Here is a 17510-nt window from a genome sequence, read left to right as displayed (position 1 = left end):
CCACGAGCACGACAACTGCCGAGCGCAGGAACCGGCAAAGCCGGTCAGTCGCCTTCGTAGACCCGCGATACCTGATGCTGCCCGCAAACGATCCGACAAATGCTATCGACGACATGGAGGCCGCACACCCCGCCCTTGTTTTCCCCGGGCCGCATCTGGAACACGGCCGCCTGTTTTCAAGCCTATTCGACAGGAATTCGATTGCAACAGCCGCATTAGCGGTCCCTGAAAACTTCCGCCCCGGACGTGGAGGCTCGACGCGGCGCGGACGACGATGACCTCGCGTCCTTGCGCGGCGCGGCGTCTTGCTGCAAATGGCGGCGATGTCTTTCCTGGACCGTCCACCGCTTTCGATCGATCATCTCGTCCTCCCGACGCAATCGCTCGCGACCGCACGGGCGCGGCTGGAGGCGCTCGGCTTCACCGTCGCGCCGGAAGGCGTCCATCCGTTCGGCACGCGCAATGCCTGCGTGTATTTCGCCGACGGAACCTTCCTTGAACCTCTCGCGCAGGGCGACGCGGCACGCCGCGCCGAGGCCGAGCGCGACGGCAACGTCTTCGTGACGCGTGACGCACTCTTTCGGGAAAGGGTGGCAGCGGAAGGATTTTCGGCGCTGGTCTTCGCCACCGCGGACGCTTCCGCGGACCACCAGCGGTTCCTGGACGCCGGCCTGTCGGCGGGCGACGCGCTGTTCTTCTCGCGGCCCTTCGCGGATGCGGAGGGCAGGAGCGACACCGCTTCCTTCAGGCTCGCCTTCGCCGCAGCCGAAGAGGCCACCTCCTTCTTCTTCACCTGCGAGCGCGTGAACGCGCCGTCAGTCGATCGTTCCCGCCTCGAAAGTCACCGGAACGGCGTCGTCCGGATCGCCGCCGTAACGATCGCGGCGACCGATCCCGCCTCCACGGGGGCTCTCGTCGCCGCCATCAGCGGTGCCCGCGCGGTCGAGACTTCGTCGGGCGTTCGCCTCGACCTTCCCAATGCTCGGGTGGACGTCTTTGGGAGTGCACGGGAAATGGCCGAATGCGATCGGGGGGACTTCACCTTCGAAAGCGTGACATTTTCGGTTCGCGATCTTGCCGCCACGCGGGCGCTGCTCGAGGATCGCCGGATCGTCTGGCAGAAGCGGAACGGCGGCCTTGCCGTGCAAAAAACGGCCGGGCAGGGCGCCGAATTCATTTTCGAGGAAAGCGTATGACGTCTCCGAACAGGCTCGTGGCCGTGGGCAGCGCGGCATTCGGGAACGACCGGCCGCTGACGCTGATCGCCGGGCCGTGCCAGCTCGAATCGCGCCAGCACGCCTTCGACATGGCCGGTGCGCTCAAGGAGATCACCGAAAGGCTGGGGATCGGCTTCGTCTACAAGACGAGCTTCGACAAGGCGAACCGGACATCGCTTTCGGGACGGCGCGGCGCCGGCCTCGACGCGGCACTGCCCATCTTTTCCGACATCCGCTCTGAACTTGCGCTTCCCGTTCTGACCGACGTCCACACCGAGGAGCAGTGCGCCGTGGTCGCCGAGGTCGTGGACATCCTCCAGATCCCGGCGTTCCTGTGCCGGCAGACCGATCTGCTCGTGGCCGCCGCCAGGACTGGTAAGGTCGTAAACGTGAAGAAGGGGCAGTTCCTCGCTCCATGGGACATGAAGAACGTCGTCGTGAAGATCACCGATTCCGGCAATCCGAACGTGCTCGTCACCGAACGCGGCGTTTCCTTCGGATACAACACGCTGGTTTCCGACATGCGCGCCCTGCCGGTGATGGCCGAGATCGGCGCGCCGGTGATCTTCGACGCGACCCACTCCGTCCAGCAGCCGGGCGGGCAGGGCGGTTCGTCGGGCGGCGAGCGGCGGTTCGTCGAGACCCTGGCACGGGCGGCGGTCGCGGTCGGCGTGGCGGGCGTCTTCATCGAGACCCACCAGGATCCCGACAACGCGCCCTCGGACGGTCCGAACATGGTGCCGCTCGCCGATATGCCGGCCTTGCTGGAGAGGCTCATGGCCTTCGACCGGCTCTCCAAGCGAAGCGATCGGCCGTAAGCAGAGGGAATCCGGAAGAACGCTTTCCTATGGACTAGGTGGAACCTTCGCGTCGCGCGCCTCATTAATCCGCCGACAATCCCGCACACAGGAGCGACGGACATGACGACGCCTTCCGGCCATACGACTGCGATCACCGCCTCGAAGGTGCTGGGCACCAACGTCTACAACACCGCGGGCCAGAAAATCGGCGAGATCAAGGACATCGTGCTCGACAAGATGTCCAACCGGATCATGTTCGCCGTCATCGGGTTCGGCGGATTTCTCACGATCGGCGAGAAGTATCACGCAATTCCCTGGTCCTCGCTCGACTACGAGGCGTCGGAGGGCGGTTATGTCGTGCCGTTTTCGCGGCAGCAGCTGGAGACCGCGCCGTCCTATTCGATCAGCGATCTGACTGCCAGCGACGGGACCGCCGCACGCAACGAATCCTACGACTACTACAAGGTCGAACCCTACTGGTGATCGGCGCGAGCCGGGACAGCCGAGGCGGAGGCGCAGGGATGCGCCTCCGCCTTTTTTTCATGGCCTTAACGGGCGTCAGGCAAGATCAGGACCGCCTGCTGCTGCGGCGTGACGGGGTCGCAGGACGTGAGCAGTGCCGCGGCGAAGAAGAACAGGCAGACGATGCCCGCGAGATCGGTCATGGCGAAACTCCCTTCCGTCTCGCCCCACGCGCCTGCAGAGATTAGCTGAATCGCGCCGCAAGGACAGCGTCCGAGAATAAACATTCTAAACCGAAGGTTTCGACATGTGAATCGTTTGGAGGTAATTTCCCGCGACCCCTGCGAGGACCACCGATGCGCGATTCCGCTTTCCCGATCTTCGATCTGTCGCGTTTCGAGGCGGCGGAGATGGCGGAAAAGGCACGGCTCGGCGCAGCGGTCGACGCAATCTGCCGGTCGACGGGGTTTCTGGCCGTCGGCGGACACGGCGTACCGCAGGAGGTGATCGACCGCGCCTGGTTCGCCGCGCGTGATTTCTTCGATCTTCCGGCCGAACGGAAGCAGAAGGCGCGGGCTCCCTATCCCGGTTATCCGTACGGCTACCTCGGCCCGAACTCGGAAGCGCTGGCCCAGTCGAAGGGGGAGGATACGCCTCCCGATCTCAAGGAGAGCTTCAACGGCGGCCCGCTCGAAGTGCCAGATGGGCTGGACGATCCGGAGGCACTGGCGTTCTGCTACGCGCCGACGATCTGGCCGGAAGCGCCCGCCGGGTTCCGCAATGCCTGGGAGGCGTACTACCGGGCGATGGAGGATCTGGCGGCGCGCATCATGCGGGTCTTCGCCGTCGCGCTAAAGCTCGACGAGGATTTCTTCACGCCGACCATCGACAAGCCGATCAGCGCCCTGCGGGCATTGAACTACCCGCATCAGCCGGTTCCGCCGATGCCGGGGCAGCTGCGGGCCGGCGCCCATACGGACTACGGCAGCCTCACCATCCTCTTGCCGCAGGCCGGGTCCGGCGGGCTCGAGATCTTCACGCCCGAGAAAGCCTGGCGTCCGGTGCCCCCAATTCCGGGCGCATTCGTCATCAACATCGGAGACCTGATGGCGCTGTGGACGAACGACCGCTGGGTCTCGACGCTCCACCGGGTCGTGAACCCGGAGCCGGCGGCGGGAGTGTCCACCCGCCGTCAGTCCTTCGCCTTCTTCCACCAGCCGAACTGGCATCAGGAGATTGCGTGCATCCCGTCCTGCCTGGCGCCCGGCGAACAGCCGAAACACGCGCCGGTCAGATCGGGCCCGTATCTGATGGGAAAGTTCCGCTCCACGGTGAAAGCCGCCTGAGCGACTTCCCCCAACCGCAGGCGTGTCGCGGGAGGGGACGCGGGCATGGAATCTTTGATGGAAGTGGCGGCGGCGACCCGACGGGCCGCGATCGCCGCCGAATCACTCGGTGGCGGCGGGCGTCGCCTCGAGCTTGTCGCGCGCCGTAGTATAGGCCACGCGCTGCTCGCGGTAGCGGTCGCGCAGCGCGTCGAGCTCGGCCCGCAGTGCGGTCAGCCTGGTCTGGTCGCCTGCGGCTTCCGCCTTGGCGATCTCGTCCTGCTTGTCTCTCAAGGCCTGGTCGGCCTCGCTGTAGGCGCGGCGCAGTTCGCGCACCTCGGCAAGCGCGGCTTCCCGCGTCGCGTCGGTCTGATCGGCCTTCTTCAGCACCGGCACGGCCGGCTCTGCCGCCACGGGGGCAGCGGCGGGCGCCTCCTTGATCACGGCGTCGGTCGAAACGGCTTCGGTGCCCGACGCTTTCTGCTGCGCGTCGTCGTCCGAACAACCGGCGAGCGTCAGCCCCGCGAACACGGCAAGAAGGATGAGTTGTCGCGTCAATGTCTGGCTCCTGGCTGATGGGGAAAAAGGCTGGATATGGCCGCTTCCTGTCAGAAAAATGACGACTTCCCAAAATCTTGCCCGTAGCGGCGGTTCCGGCGAGCGGCGCGCCCGGGCGGCGCGCTTGTCGCGGTCCTTACGCGGGGAAATCGGACAACCTGCCGCCAGGCGATCTTGATCGGATTGCCTTTTCTCCGGCGTCCGCTAAGAGAGGCGCGACCTTTCGGGACAGCAAAGAGGGACGCTTCATGACCGCCATCGTCGACATCATCGGCCGCGAGATTCTCGACAGCCGCGGCAACCCGACCGTGGAGGTCGACGTGGTGCTCGAGGACGGGTCCATGGGCCGCGCCGCGGTTCCTTCGGGCGCCTCGACCGGCGCGCACGAGGCGGTGGAACTGCGCGACGGCGGTCCGCGCTATCTCGGCAAGGGCGTCGAGCGCGCCGTGGAGGCCGTCAACGGCGAGATCTTCGAGGCGATCGGCGGCATGGAGGCCGAGAACCAGATCCATATCGACCGCACGATGATCGAGCTCGACGGCACGCAAAACAAGAGCCGGCTCGGCGCCAACGCCATCCTCGGCGTCTCCCTCGCGGTGGCCAAGGCTGCGGCGGAAGCCGCGGGCCTGCCGCTCTACCGCTACGTCGGTGGCGCGGGCGCGCACGTCCTTCCCGTTCCGATGATGAACATCATCAACGGCGGCGCGCATGCCGACAATCCGATCGACTTCCAGGAATTCATGATCATGCCGGTCGGTGCGCCGACGCTGCGCGACGCCGTGCGCTGGGGCTCGGAGATATTCCACACGCTGAAGAAAGGCCTGAAGGACGCCGGCCACAATACGAACGTCGGCGACGAGGGCGGTTTTGCACCGAACCTGAAGAACGCCAATGCGGCGCTCGACTTCATCATGGGCTCAATCGAGAAGGCCGGCTACAAGCCGGGCGAGGAGGTGGCGATCGGGCTGGACTGCGCCGCCACCGAGTTCTTCAAGGACGGCAACTACGTCTACGAGGGCGAGAAGAAGACCCGCGATGCGAAGACCCAGGCGAAGTATCTCGCGAAACTCGTGGCCGACTATCCGATCATCTCGATCGAGGACGGCATGGCCGAGGACGACTGGGAGGGCTGGAAGATCCTGACCGACATCGCCGGCCAGAAGTGCCAGCTCGTCGGCGACGACCTGTTCGTCACCAATTCGGCGCGGCTGCGCGACGGCATCCGCATGGGCGTGGCCAACTCCATCCTGGTCAAGGTCAACCAGATCGGCAGCCTGACCGAGACGCTGGACGCGGTCGATACCGCACACCGCGCCGCCTACACGGCGGTCATGTCGCACCGCTCGGGCGAGACGGAGGATTCCACCATCGCCGACCTCGCTGTCGCGACCAATTGCGGGCAGATCAAGACCGGGTCGCTGGCGCGGTCCGACCGGCTTGCCAAATACAACCAGCTCATCCGCATCGAGGAAGAGCTCGGCAGGCAGGCGCATTATGCCGGCAAGAGCATTCTGAAGGGCTGATCGCGTAACCGCCCGTTAAGCACGATCGAGCAATAAGGGGGCAAAGGATTTGCGCCCTCCATGTGGACCCGTCAGCACAAGAAGCGAAACACCGGCCGTCTGATCGTCCCGGCGCTGACGGCGCTGTTCCTCAGCTATTTCGGCTATCATGCCTTCCATGGCGAGTTCGGCATCTACGCCAAGTACAGGCTGGAGGAACGCACGGCGGAGCTGACCTCCACGCTGGCGGTGAAGCGGGACCAGCGCGAAGAACTCGAGGCGCGGATCGCGCTGCTGCGCGACGGCACGCTGGAGAAGGACATGCTGGACGAGCAGGCGCGACGCGCCCTCAACATGTCGGCCCCGGACGAGGTGACGATCATGCGCGCCTTCGCCAATTCGAATTAACCGAATACCAGTTAATATCGCATTTTCCGTGCGATCATAAGCGCTTAGCTGCATGACAGCCATGCGCTTTTCCGCGTGGCTGAAAGCGTAAAGCCGTGTTAGCCTTCCTTCCATCCTGGGGAGGAGCGCCAAAAGCCTTTCTCCCCGTCGTCCGCAAGAAGACAGGACCAGGGAGTGACGAATGAAGGCCGCGACGAAGAAGACGTCCGCGAAACCGAAGGCCGCTGCCGATAGCGCCGCAGCGTTGAAGGCACCCGAACCTGCAGAGTTTGACAAGGACCAGGAACTCGCCGCGTATCGCGGCATGCTTCTGATCCGGCGATTCGAGGAGAAGGCCGGGCAACTCTACGGCATGGGATTCATCGGCGGCTTCTGCCACCTCTACATCGGCCAGGAAGCCGTCGTCACCGGCCTCAGGCTGGCGATGAAGGACGGCGACCAGATGATCACCGCCTATCGCGACCACGGACACATGCTCGCCATGGAGATGGAGCCGCGCGGCGTGATGGCGGAACTGACCGGCCGGCGGGGAGGCTATTCCCGCGGCAAGGGCGGCTCCATGCACATGTTCTCCAAGGAGAAGAATTTTTACGGCGGCCACGGCATCGTCGGCGCGCAGGTGCCGCTGGGCACGGGGCTGGCCTTCGCCAACCGCTACCGCGAGAACGACAATGTCTCGTTGACATTCTTCGGGGACGGCGCGGCCAACCAGGGCCAGGTCTACGAGAGCTTCAACATGGCCTCGCTGTGGAAGCTGCCGGTGGTCTACGTCATCGAGAACAACCGCTACGCCATGGGCACCTCGGTCACGCGCTCCTCGGCGGAGACGGATTTCTCCCACCGCGGCCTCTCCTTCAAGATCCCCGGCGTGCAGATCGACGGCATGGACGTGCGCGCCGTGAAGGCGGCGGGCGAGATGGCGATCGACTGGTGCCGGTCCGGCAAGGGGCCGATCATCCTGGAGATGCAGACCTACCGCTATCGCGGACACTCCATGTCCGACCCGGCGAAATACCGTTCCAAGGATGAAGTGCAGAAGATGCGATCCGAACACGACCCGATCGAGCAGGTGAAGGCACGCCTGATCGACAAGAAATGGGCGAGCGAGGACGAGCTGAAGGCGATCGACAAGGAGGTGCGTGACATCGTGGCCGATGCGGCCGAATTCGCGCAGAACGACGCCGAGCCCGACGTGTCCGAACTCTATACCGACATTCTGCGCTGAGGGAGACGGACATGCCTGTGGAAATTCTCATGCCCGCCCTCTCGCCGACCATGGAAGAGGGCAACCTGTCAAAATGGCTGAAGAAGGAAGGTGACGCGGTCGCGGCCGGCGACGTCATCGCCGAGATCGAGACCGACAAGGCGACGATGGAGGTCGAGGCGGTCGATGAAGGCACGCTCGGCAAGATCCTCGTCGCGGAGGGGACCGAAGGTGTGAAGGTCAACACGCCGATCGCCGTGCTCTTGCAGGAAGGCGAGAGCTCCGACGACATCGGTTCGGCAAAGCCCGCGGCCTCGCCGAAGCCGGAAGCGTCCGACAAGTCCGATGCCGACACGCCGAAGGAAACAGCCAAGGACGCCGGTGGCAAGGCGCGCCAGGCATCAGACGAGCCGAGCGCGCAGAAGGAGGCGGCCAAGGCGCCGGCCGCGCCCAAGACGGAAGCCGCGGCCGATCCCGACATCCCGTCGGGCACCGAAATGGTGCCGACCACGGTGCGCGAGGCCCTGCGCGACGCCATGGCGGAAGAAATGCGCCGCGACGCCGACGTTTTCATCATGGGCGAGGAGGTGGCCGAGTACCAGGGCGCCTACAAGATCACGCAGGGTCTCTTGCAGGAATTCGGCGCCAAGCGCGTCGTCGATACCCCGATCACCGAGCACGGCTTTGCCGGCGTCGGCGTGGGCGCTGCCATGGCCGGCCTGAGGCCGATCGTGGAGTTCATGACCTTCAACTTCGCCATGCAGGCGATCGACCAGATCATCAACTCCGCCGCCAAGACGCTCTACATGTCAGGCGGCCAGATGGGCGCGCCGATCGTCTTCCGCGGGCCCAACGGCGCGGCGGCGCGCGTGGCGGCCCAGCACAGCCAGGACTACGCTGCCTGGTACAGCCACGTTCCGGGCCTCAAGGTCGTGCAGCCATACACGGCCGCCGACGCAAAGGGCCTGCTGAAAGCTGCGATCCGCGACCCGAACCCGGTGATCTTCCTCGAGAACGAGATCCTCTACGGCCAGACCTTCGACGTTCCGAAGCTGGACGACTTCGTGCTGCCGATCGGCAAGGCGCGGGTGCACCGGCGCGGCAAGGATGCAACGATCGTCTCCTTCGGCATCGGCATGACCTATGCGGTGAAGGCGGCGGATGCGCTGGCCGGCGAGGGCATCGACGTCGAGATTATCGATTTGAGGACGATCCGGCCAATGGACCTCGATACCGTGATCGAGTCTGTCAAGAAGACCAACCGGCTGGTGGCGGTCGAGGAAGGCTTCCCGCAGTCCTCCGTCGGCGACCACATCGCCAGCCAGGTGATGCAGCGCGCCTTCGACTGGCTCGACGCGCCGGTGATCACCATCTGCGGCAAGGACGTGCCGATGCCCTACGCGGCGAACCTGGAGAAGCTGGCGCTGCCGAATGTCGGCGAGGTGGTCGAGGCGGTGAAGGCGGTGTGCTACCGTAGCTGATCGCGGACCGGAGGATCGTCCGATGAATGCATCAGCGACGGACAGCAAGCGACCGGCGACCTATGCCGACCTCGAAGCCGTGCCGGACCATCTCGTGGCGGAGATCATCGATGGGACGCTGGTGACGCATCCGCGGCCGTCGCCGCGGCATGGTGCGGCCGCGCTGGCATTGGGAGCGAAGCTCGGCGGGCCGTTTCAGACGGATCCGTCAGGTCCCGGCGGCTGGGTGTTCATCATCGAGCCGGAAATCAAATTCGGCCACGACATTCTTGTACCCGACCTCGCAGGATGGCGTCGAGAGAACCTGTCATCCTATCCCGAGCGGAACTATTTCGAGATCGCGCCCGACTGGGTCTGTGAGCTACTCTCGGGTTCGACCGAAAGACGCGACCGGACCCTTAAGATGCGAATCTATGGCGAAGCTCGCATCCCTTATCTGTGGCTTATCGATCCGCGACTGCAGATACTGGAATCGTTTGAGAACGAAAGTGCTCTCTGGACAAGGCTCGGCGCGTGGAACTCCGCCGACATCGTCCGTGCGCCGCCCTTCGATGCCATCGCGTTCTCGCTCGCCGACCTGTGGCCCCTCGACCGGCCGCTCGGCCTGAACGAAGACCCCACGCCCTATTACGCCGGAGACCGATAGATGCCGATCAACATCACCATGCCGGCCCTCTCGCCCACGATGGAGGAGGGCAATCTCGCCAAGTGGCTGGTCAAGGAAGGCGACCAGGTGGCGCCCGGCGACGTGATCGCCGAGATCGAGACCGACAAGGCGACCATGGAGGTCGAGGCGGTCGACGAGGGCACGGTGGCGAAGATCGTGGTGCCGGCCGGGACCGAGGGCGTGAAAGTCAACGCGCTGATCGCAGTGCTGGCGGAAGAGGGCGAGGACGTTTCCGAAGCGGCGAAGGGCGGCGGCGCGGCGCCCAAGGCCGAAAAGAAGGCGGAAAAAGCCGAGGCGAAGCCGGAAAAGGCGGAAGTCTCGTCCGCTCCTCCCGCAGCGAAGCCGGCGGAGGGCGGCGGCTCCGCCTCCAAGTCCGAGCAAACCGCAAAACCTGCCGCCAACGGAGCCTCGCCCGATCGGCCATCGAAGAAGCCGGTCAACGGCGCCGACACCTCCCGCACCTTCGCCTCGCCGCTGGCGCGACGGCTGGCCAAGGACGCGGGCATCGACCTGTCGGCCATCGAGGGATCCGGTCCGCACGGGCGCGTGGTGAAGGCCGACGTGGAGGCCGCAGCGGCCGGCGGCACGGCGAAGGCCGCACCCGCCGGCAAGGCCGCGGAGGAGAAGCCGGCGGCAGCCGCCCCGGCACCCGCTGCGAAGACCATGTCGGACGACGCGGTGCTGAAGCTCTTCGAAGAAGGCTCCTACGAACTCGTGCCGCACGACGGCATGCGCAGGACGATCTCGGCGCGGCTGACCGAATCGCACCAGACCGTGCCGGCCTACTTCGTCTCCATGGATTGCGAGATCGACTCGCTCTTGAAGCTGCGCGCCGAGATCAACGCGGCATCGCCGATGCGCAAGACGGAGAAGGGCGACGTGCCGGCTTACAAGCTCTCGGTCAACGACTTCATCATCAAGGCGATGGCGCTGGCGCTGCGCGACGTGCCGATGGCGAACGCCTCGTGGACGTCGACGGCGCGCGTCCGGCACAAGCATTCCGACGTTGGCGTCGCGGTGGCGATCGCCGACGGACTGATCACGCCGATCATCCGCAAGGCGGAGGAAAAGACGCTGTCGGTCATCTCCAACGAGATGAAGGACCTGGCCAAGCGGGCCCGCGACAAGAAGCTGAAGCCGCAGGAATACCAGGGCGGCACGACGGCGGTTTCGAACCTCGGCATGTTCGGCGTGTCGAACTTCACCTCCATCATCAACCCGCCGCACGCCTCGATCGTCTCGGTCGGCGCGGGCGCGGAGAAGCCGGTGGTGAGGGATGGCGAGATCAAGATCGCCACCATCATGACCGCCACCTTCGCCTTCGATCACCGGGTGATCGACGGGGCGCTGGGCGCGGAACTGGCGGCGGCATTCCAGCGGCACATCGAGAAACCGATGGGGATGCTGGTGTGAGGGTGTCTCAAGGGGGAGGGGAGCTGCGGAGCGTCTCATGAAAACCGTCCTCTGCTACGGCGATTCCCTTACCTGGGGCTATTCGGCCGAGGGGCCGGCGCGGCATGCGCATGAGGATCGGTGGCCGAACGTGCTGCAGGCGGCGCTCGGGCAGAGCGCGCAGGTGATCTCGGAGGGGCTGAACGGGCGCACGACGGCGTTCGACGACCATATGGCGTCGTCCGACCGCAACGGCGCGCGGATCCTGCCGACCCTGCTCGTCACGCATGCGCCGCTCGACCTCGTCATCATCATGCTCGGGTCGAACGATATGAAGCCCTTCGTCTGCGGCCGGGCGGTCGGCGCCGTGCAGGGCATGCGGCGGCTGATCGCCGTGGTGCGCGGTACGGCCTATCCGCTGGGGCAGGAGCCGCCGGACATCCTGCTGGTCGCCCCGCCGCCGCTGTGCGAGACGGCCGATCCGGACTTCGCCGCCATGTTCGAAGGCATGATCGAGCAGTCGCGGATGCTGGCGAGCCTTTATTCCGACCTCGCCGACGAGACCGGTTGCGGCTTTTTCGACGCTGGATCGGTGGCGAAGGCGACGCCGCTGGACGGGGTGCATCTGGATGCGAAAAGCACGCGCGCGGTGGGCAAGGCGCTGGAGCCGATCGTGCGCATGATGCTTGGGCTGTGACGACCGGGGAGCGTTGATCGAAATCAAGGAGCAAGGAAGTAGGCGGGCTAGCGTAGGGACATCCAGACAGGAGAAGACGAATGTCCCACACGCCGCACGAACTCGCCGAGGAATTCCCGGAGCACGTGGCTCTCATCCACCATCTGCGGGAGACCGACGGGCACTTCCACCGGATCGCCAACGAATACCACGATGTGAACCGGGCGGTTCACCGGGGAGAGACCGATGTCGAACCGCTCGACGACTTCCATCTGGCCGACCTGCGCAAGGAGCGGATGCGGCTGAAGGACGAGATCTACCGGATGCTGGTGCAGCACGAGCCTGCGCCGGAACCCATCGCGGAAGGGTGAGGCCGACGCTTCCACTCTTCCCTGGATAGGCGGGCGGCCGAAACGCCCCTGCCGGGAACGAGAGGAGTGGAAGCGCTCATGGCTGAGAACTACGACGTCATCATCATCGGCGCCGGGCCCGGCGGTTACGTCACCGCGGTGCGCTCGGCGCAGCTGGGGCTGAAGACCGCGATCGTAGAGCGCGAGCATCTGGGCGGCATCTGCTCCAACTGGGGCTGCATACCGACCAAGGCGCTCTTGCGCTCGGCCGAGGTGATGCATCTGGCCGAACACGCCAAGGACTACGGCCTCACGCTCGAGGGCCGCATCTCGCCCGACCTGAAGGCCGTGGTGGACCGCGCCCGCGGGGTGGCGGGGCGGATGAACAACGGCGTCGGCTTCCTGATGAAGAAGAACAAGGTCGACGTGATCTGGGGCGAAGCCAAGATTACGAAGGCGGGCAAGGACGACCAACCGGCCGAGATCGTCGTCTCCAAACCGTCGAAAAAGCCGATGCAGCCGCAGCATCCCGTGCCCAAGAACACCAAGGGCGAGGGGACGTATACGGCCAAGCATATCATCGTCGCCACTGGCGCCCGGCCCCGTGCGCTGCCGGGCATCGAGCCGGACGGAAAGCTGATCTGGACCTATTTCGAGTCCATGGTGCCCGACAAGATGCCGAAGTCGCTGCTGGTCATGGGCTCGGGCGCCATCGGCATCGAGTTCGCTTCCTTCTACCGCACGATGGGGGTGGAGGTGACGGTGGTCGAGGTGATGAAGACGGTGATGCCGGTGGAAGACCCGGAGATCTCGGAACTGGCGCGCAAACGCTTCGAGAAGCAGGGGATGAAGATCCTGCTCGAGGCCAAGGTGACGAAGGTGGAGAAGGGGTCGGACAGTGTCACGGCGCATGTCGAGACCAAGGACGGCAAGGTGGAGAAGATCACCGCCGACCGGATGATCTCGGCGGTCGGCGTAGTTGGCAACGTCGAGGGGTTCGGGCTGGAGGAGCTCGGCGTGAAGACCGAGCGCGGCACGGTCGTCATCGACGAATGGTGCCGCACCAACGTGCCCGGGATCTACGCCATCGGCGACGTGGCCGGGCCGCCGATGCTCGCCCACAAGGCCGAGCACGAGGGCGTGATCTGCATCGAGAAGATCGCCGGGCTCCACCCGCATCCGCTCGACAAGGCGCTCATCCCCGGCTGCACCTACTGCCACCCGCAGGTTGCGTCGGTCGGCCTGACCGAGGCGAAGGCCAAGGAGGCCGGGCACGAGGTGCGCGTCGGCCGCTTCCCGTTCGTGGCCAACGGCAAGGCGGTGGCGCTGGGCGAGGACCAGGGGCTGGTGAAGACGGTGTTCGACAAGAAGACCGGGCAGCTGCTCGGCGCCCATATGGTGGGGGCCGAGGTGACCGAACTCATCCAGGGTTTCGTCGTCGCCATGAACCTGGAGACTACCGAGGAAGAGCTGATGCACACGATCTTCCCGCACCCGACGCTGTCGGAAATGATGAAGGAGAGCGTGCTCGACGCCTACGGGCGGGCTCTGAATGCCTGACCGGGAACGGCAGGCGCGCGGGCGCGCCCGCCGGCGGACGAAGTCCGGGCGGGTGACGGCGAACGGGGAGTCCGGCGGAGATCGCCAGGGTCAGGACGTGTCGAACGCCTGATGGACGAAACCGCCGCACGCAGCGGCGATCGGATTGATCGCGAGGCGGCGGGAATCGCGGGCGGAGATGACGCGCGGGTCCATGCGGCCGTCGGGCGGCAGAACGGCGCGGAGCAGAGCGGCGAGCATGCGCAGGCGCCCGGCGAGAAGCGCGGCATCCGCAGGTCTGGTGCCGGCGCCGAGGGGAGCCTCCGGGCAGGGCAGGGTGGTGCCGGTCGTCTCGGCGACGAAATCGCGCGCGACGGCCTCCGCATGGCGCAAGAGAACGAGCACGAACCAGCGTACCGGAAACGACCGGCGGCCGGCCTTCTCGGCAAGGGCGGCGAGCGAAAGCAGCAGCGTCACGATCTGCCGCAGCCTCCGCCCCTCCCTTTCCGCACCCTGCATGTTCGCGCCTTTCGCAAAACCGGCGACCATTGTGGGGGAGGGCGTGGGTACGTGGATGGAAGACGGGCGGAATCCGCGCAAGGGGTTGGTTTGTCTGGGTGCGCGCGCGGGTTCTCTCCACGATTCGGGAGGGCGTGAGGGATCGGAAAAAACCATCGGCGCAAGGAGTGGAGCTCTTGCCCGCGACCCCGCCTGACGCATCGGACCCGCCGGTTTCGGCATTGGTCCTAGCCAATTTTCTAGCCATCCTACCCCCATGGCCATTTGGCGAATTGCGGACCTCAGACCTTCTCAGCGCGCTGTGGCGTACGCCGACCCGTCTCGCTCAGTACCTGCACTGCCACCTGTTCAGCAGGCCTGATGGCGGTCATGGCCCGACCTGCGACGACCGCCGTGTCGTGACGGTCGCGTGTCGAAAGAAGGACGATGCCTGCGAAGACGAGACATACCGCCAGGATATCGCGGCTCGTGTAGCGCTCGTCGAGCAAGAAGATCGCACAGACCAGCGTCAGCATGAATTCGAGCGCGAGGATGATGATGAAGGTGCGACCCATCTCTGCCGTGCGCATCGCTTCGATCTCGAAGACCGCCGCGAGAATCAGCGCCGCTCCAGAAATCGGCACGACGAACAGCAGTGACTGGCCACCCCAGTATTTCATGGCGAATGTCGCCGCCATGTAGAAGGACGCGGATAGGAACGCGCATACCATCGCAGTGCCGCTGAGCATGAGAAACCACTTTGTTTCGCCCCGCAGGCAGATGGACCGGAACGACGGTCGATCGCATCACCCCTCAGGGTGATTGACGGCAGTTCTTGCGTTCGAAGGGAGGTAGCTTTCCGCGAGATCGACAATCCTCGGCCAGTCCTTGAAGAAAATCAGCTGGCCCGCATTCTCGTCTTCGTGAAACACGATGTCGGGATACTCAATCTGCATCTCGCGGATGGTCGCCATCGGCATCTGCGGGTCCTGATGGCCCTGCCAGATGTGGATCGGTATGTTACAAGCCCGGACCACATCGCTCCAGTCGGCCTGCTGGATGATATTCTCATTGGCGAAGGACACGTGCGCGGAGTGCCAGTCCGAAAGGCATACCTCGGATCCCAGCACCATCGCCTCCATGACCTCCGGATCCTCGAAGGTCTGCACGTCGGCGGGCGAAGCGCCATGGACCGCATGCACGAAACCACGCTTGCCAATCCGCCGCGCCAGCGAGAAGCCGGCCTTCACCATGAACGGCAGCATGGAAGGAGCGTAGCGCGCGTTGGCCATGATGAAGCGGTGCCACTTGTGCATCCGCTCGTACTGGGCGCGCTTGAACAGCGGAAGGCCGGCGCTGCAGTTGATGATCGCAGTCAGACGGCCGGGATGCATCTGCGCCATGTGGTAGGCATAGAATGTGTCGTTGGACAGCGCGATCACCGGGCATTGGTCGACCCCATGGTGATCGAGAATGGCTACGACATCGGATACCACGGCCTGCACCAGATGCGACCGATCGCTGACCTGGGTGGAATGCCCGAATCCCGGGCGGATCGGGACGATCACTTTCAGGCCACGTCTTTCCATCGCGGCCTCGGCCGACGCCGGCCAGCGAATAAGGCCCAGATCCTGCGGAAAGTAGAGGATCGTGCGACCGTTCTCGTCGCCTATGACGATGTGATCGGCGCGCCGCCCGTCAGGCCTTTGCAAGGTCCGAAAGGGCCGCTCTTTCAGCCGCGCACCCGCGCGGAGCGTCTTGAGCGACGCCTTGGGCTCGGTTGCGGCGACGACATCCATTAGACCGAGCGTAACGCGGATGAGCTCTGCCTGGGCGCGCGTTTCCGTCTTTGCGAGGATGGCGCGGATCTGGCTCTTCACTGTTTCCCGGGACCGGCCCCGTCGTGCCGCGATCTCGGCAATCCCGGCTCCTTCGACGACCGCCCGAAGAACGTCCGCCTCGGCCTCCGTAAGCCCAAAGGCTTCGCGCACTGTCGCCGACAGGCCATCGGGCCATGCCATCTCGCTGGTGACCGCCAGCACCTGAGCCTGGCCGCCAACCTTCTGGTCGATTGGCGAAAGCCGAACAACGATCGGACGGCCCGTCGTGGTCAGCCTGAACCGGGCGAAAGAACTCCCCCGCGCATTGAGACCCGATAGCCGGGCCACTTCGCTCCGGAGATGTGCGGCATCGTCCTTCTCGATCGGAAAAGCTGACACGGATTGGCCAGGAAACGTTCCGAGGATTGACTCGGCGGCGATGTTTACGGCGCTCACCACCCCCGAAGCCGAGACGGTAAATGCCGCCGTGCGTCCGAAGGTGGACACGATCTGGGCGAGGACCGTGTCAGGTGAGTTTGTGTCGAGCCGATCGAGCACCGAGGCCGCGCGCGCCATGTGGCTTTCCAGTTCGGCATCGCGCATCACCAGTTCGGCATCGCGCATCATCAGCTGAAACCCCGCGCCCGGAACCCCGGCGAGGCCTCTCGCAGGACCGAGCCGCTCTTCCCAGATGTCGAGAAGGTCTTCGTAACGCTCCGGATCGATGGCGACGTGGTATATGCGGTCTATGATTTCGAGCTTGTCGCTCTGTCTAACGCCTTTGATAGCCTTATCGGGGTTATGCTCCATACGGCCAACTTCTTTTGCGTACCAAACGCTTGCTACCCCGCAAGAAAATTGGCCCCGGTCTGATCAGAAAGTCAAACTCCTTCACGCTCCAAATCAGTGGTTTTTTCTCGGAAGCGTATGGCAGGTCAGATTCCTGCTTGCAGTTCGGCAGGTGTCACGGTGGTGGCCAATGCCAAATCGCACGATGTCTGCTTTCGCGAGCATCCGGACGAAAGCAGCCAACCCTCGCTCGGGCCCGTTCCAGCCGAACAGCAGGTATCGTCCGCTCCACAGTTCGGCCTGATATGACCGGCTTGGTGTCTGTTCCGGCCATAGCACACGGGTGCCGGGCGCAGATTCTCACTGCTACTTTCGACGAGTCATTACGCAGCCGCCGCATCACCCGCTTCGTGTACCCGGTGCCGGCGCTCGCGCGGCGCCGCTGCCCTTCATCGCCCTTGTCGCCGCTCGCCACCCGTCGCAGAATGCGTTCCATCGAAACTTCGGGAGCTTTGGCGCGATGGAAGTTGGGTGGTTCGTGGCGATCGTCGTCGGCGGCCTGGCGGGGTGGCTCGCCGGCAAGCTGATGGACATGCGCTTCGGCGTGATCATGAACGTCATCGTCGGCATCGTCGGAGCGGTTGTCGGGAACGCGGTGCTGGCGCGGTTCGGCGTGGTCGTGGAGGGCGACTGGCTCGGCTACCTGATCACCGGCTTCATCGGCGCGTGCATCCTGCTCTTCGTTGTGAAGCTCGTGCGTCGCTGACGCCGCTTTTGCGACAGGGCTTTAACACGCCTGTCGCACCGGATTGGGATAGCAAG

Annotated in this window: 18 protein-coding genes; 14 read left to right on the top strand and 4 right to left on the bottom strand. The window is 65.0% G+C overall.

Going from position 1 to position 17510, the window contains the following annotated elements; genetic code table 11:
• Positions 1–314 precede the first annotated feature (314 nt).
• From ABGN05_RS15640 to ABGN05_RS15625, 4 genes are all read left to right on the top strand, one after another.
• Positions 315–1196, top strand: coding sequence for a VOC family protein (locus tag ABGN05_RS15640; RefSeq protein ID WP_367954960.1), 882 nt, complete (start codon positions 315–317; stop codon positions 1194–1196).
• Positions 1193–2035, top strand: a complete 843-nt coding sequence (kdsA, locus tag ABGN05_RS15635) for a 3-deoxy-8-phosphooctulonate synthase (RefSeq protein ID WP_367954959.1) — start codon at positions 1193–1195, stop codon at positions 2033–2035. The genes ABGN05_RS15640 and kdsA overlap by 4 nt, the downstream gene beginning before the upstream one ends.
• Before the next feature lie 102 nt (positions 2036–2137).
• Positions 2138–2500, top strand: a complete 363-nt coding sequence (locus ABGN05_RS15630; protein ID WP_367954958.1) for a PRC-barrel domain-containing protein — start codon at positions 2138–2140, stop codon at positions 2498–2500.
• 335 nt (positions 2501–2835) lie between these two features.
• Positions 2836–3825 (top strand): isopenicillin N synthase family dioxygenase, encoded by a 990-nt coding sequence (locus ABGN05_RS15625; protein WP_367954957.1) that lies wholly within the window; start codon positions 2836–2838, stop codon positions 3823–3825.
• 102 nt (positions 3826–3927) lie between these two features.
• On the opposite strand, the gene ABGN05_RS15620 is transcribed toward ABGN05_RS15625, so the two are convergent.
• The gene (locus tag ABGN05_RS15620; protein ID WP_367954956.1) at positions 3928–4362 is read right to left on the bottom strand and encodes a hypothetical protein; all 435 of its coding nucleotides are present in this window, start codon (positions 4360–4362) and stop codon (positions 3928–3930) included.
• A gap of 248 nt (positions 4363–4610) precedes the next feature.
• Between ABGN05_RS15620 and eno the strand changes: the two genes are divergently transcribed.
• The 9 genes from eno to lpdA all read left to right on the top strand — a co-directional run bounded on the left by eno (position 4611) and on the right by lpdA (position 13602).
• Positions 4611–5885 carry a phosphopyruvate hydratase gene (gene eno, locus ABGN05_RS15615; RefSeq protein WP_367954955.1) on the top strand — a complete coding sequence of 425 codons (1275 nt, stop codon included), beginning with the start codon at positions 4611–4613 and terminating at the stop codon, positions 5883–5885.
• Between the two features lie 60 nt (positions 5886–5945).
• Positions 5946–6272: an FtsB family cell division protein gene (locus ABGN05_RS15610; protein ID WP_367954954.1), complete on the top strand. Its 327-nt coding sequence runs from the start codon at positions 5946–5948 to the stop codon at positions 6270–6272.
• 181 nt (positions 6273–6453) lie between these two features.
• Positions 6454–7497 (top strand): pyruvate dehydrogenase (acetyl-transferring) E1 component subunit alpha, encoded by a 1044-nt coding sequence (gene pdhA, locus ABGN05_RS15605; RefSeq protein WP_367954953.1) that lies wholly within the window; start codon positions 6454–6456, stop codon positions 7495–7497.
• An 11-nt stretch (positions 7498–7508) separates the two neighbouring features.
• Positions 7509–8957 carry a pyruvate dehydrogenase complex E1 component subunit beta gene (locus ABGN05_RS15600; protein ID WP_367954952.1) on the top strand — a complete coding sequence of 483 codons (1449 nt, stop codon included), beginning with the start codon at positions 7509–7511 and terminating at the stop codon, positions 8955–8957.
• 22 nt (positions 8958–8979) lie between these two features.
• The gene (locus ABGN05_RS15595) at positions 8980–9603 is read left to right on the top strand and encodes a Uma2 family endonuclease (protein WP_367954951.1); all 624 of its coding nucleotides are present in this window, start codon (positions 8980–8982) and stop codon (positions 9601–9603) included.
• Entirely contained in the window at positions 9604–11037 is a 1434-nt protein-coding gene (locus ABGN05_RS15590; protein WP_367954950.1) for a pyruvate dehydrogenase complex dihydrolipoamide acetyltransferase, read from the top strand.
• A 37-nt stretch (positions 11038–11074) separates the two neighbouring features.
• Positions 11075–11713: an SGNH/GDSL hydrolase family protein gene (locus ABGN05_RS15585; RefSeq protein ID WP_367954949.1), complete on the top strand. Its 639-nt coding sequence runs from the start codon at positions 11075–11077 to the stop codon at positions 11711–11713.
• A gap of 80 nt (positions 11714–11793) precedes the next feature.
• Positions 11794–12063, top strand: a complete 270-nt coding sequence (locus ABGN05_RS15580; RefSeq protein WP_367954948.1) for an HP1242/YdcH family protein — start codon at positions 11794–11796, stop codon at positions 12061–12063.
• 78 nt (positions 12064–12141) lie between these two features.
• Entirely contained in the window at positions 12142–13602 is a 1461-nt protein-coding gene (gene lpdA / locus ABGN05_RS15575) for a dihydrolipoyl dehydrogenase (RefSeq protein ID WP_367954947.1), read from the top strand.
• 90 nt (positions 13603–13692) lie between these two features.
• On the opposite strand, the gene ABGN05_RS15570 is transcribed toward lpdA, so the two are convergent.
• The 3 genes from ABGN05_RS15570 to ABGN05_RS15560 all read right to left on the bottom strand — a co-directional run bounded on the left by ABGN05_RS15570 (position 13693) and on the right by ABGN05_RS15560 (position 16709).
• On the bottom strand, positions 13693–14100 hold the full coding sequence (locus ABGN05_RS15570) for a hypothetical protein (protein WP_367954946.1): 408 nt from the start codon (positions 14098–14100) through the stop codon (positions 13693–13695).
• 281 nt (positions 14101–14381) lie between these two features.
• Positions 14382–14828 (bottom strand): DMT family transporter, encoded by a 447-nt coding sequence (locus ABGN05_RS15565; RefSeq protein WP_367954945.1) that lies wholly within the window; start codon positions 14826–14828, stop codon positions 14382–14384.
• Between the two features lie 57 nt (positions 14829–14885).
• The gene (locus tag ABGN05_RS15560) at positions 14886–16709 is read right to left on the bottom strand and encodes a bifunctional helix-turn-helix transcriptional regulator/alpha/beta hydrolase (RefSeq protein ID WP_367954944.1); all 1824 of its coding nucleotides are present in this window, start codon (positions 16707–16709) and stop codon (positions 14886–14888) included.
• Between the two features lie 499 nt (positions 16710–17208).
• Between ABGN05_RS15560 and ABGN05_RS15555 the strand changes: the two genes are divergently transcribed.
• A complete protein-coding gene (locus ABGN05_RS15555) occupies positions 17209–17454 on the top strand; it encodes a GlsB/YeaQ/YmgE family stress response membrane protein (RefSeq protein ID WP_367954943.1) in 246 nt (81 codons plus the stop codon).
• Positions 17455–17510 lie beyond the last annotated feature (56 nt).

The sequence above is a fragment of the Aquibium pacificum genome (genome assembly GCF_040839445.1).
Lineage (GTDB): Bacteria > Pseudomonadota > Alphaproteobacteria > Rhizobiales > Rhizobiaceae > Aquibium > Aquibium pacificus.
The sequence above is the reverse complement of the archived record's forward strand: the minus strand, read 5'-3'. Positions and strand labels throughout refer to the sequence as shown.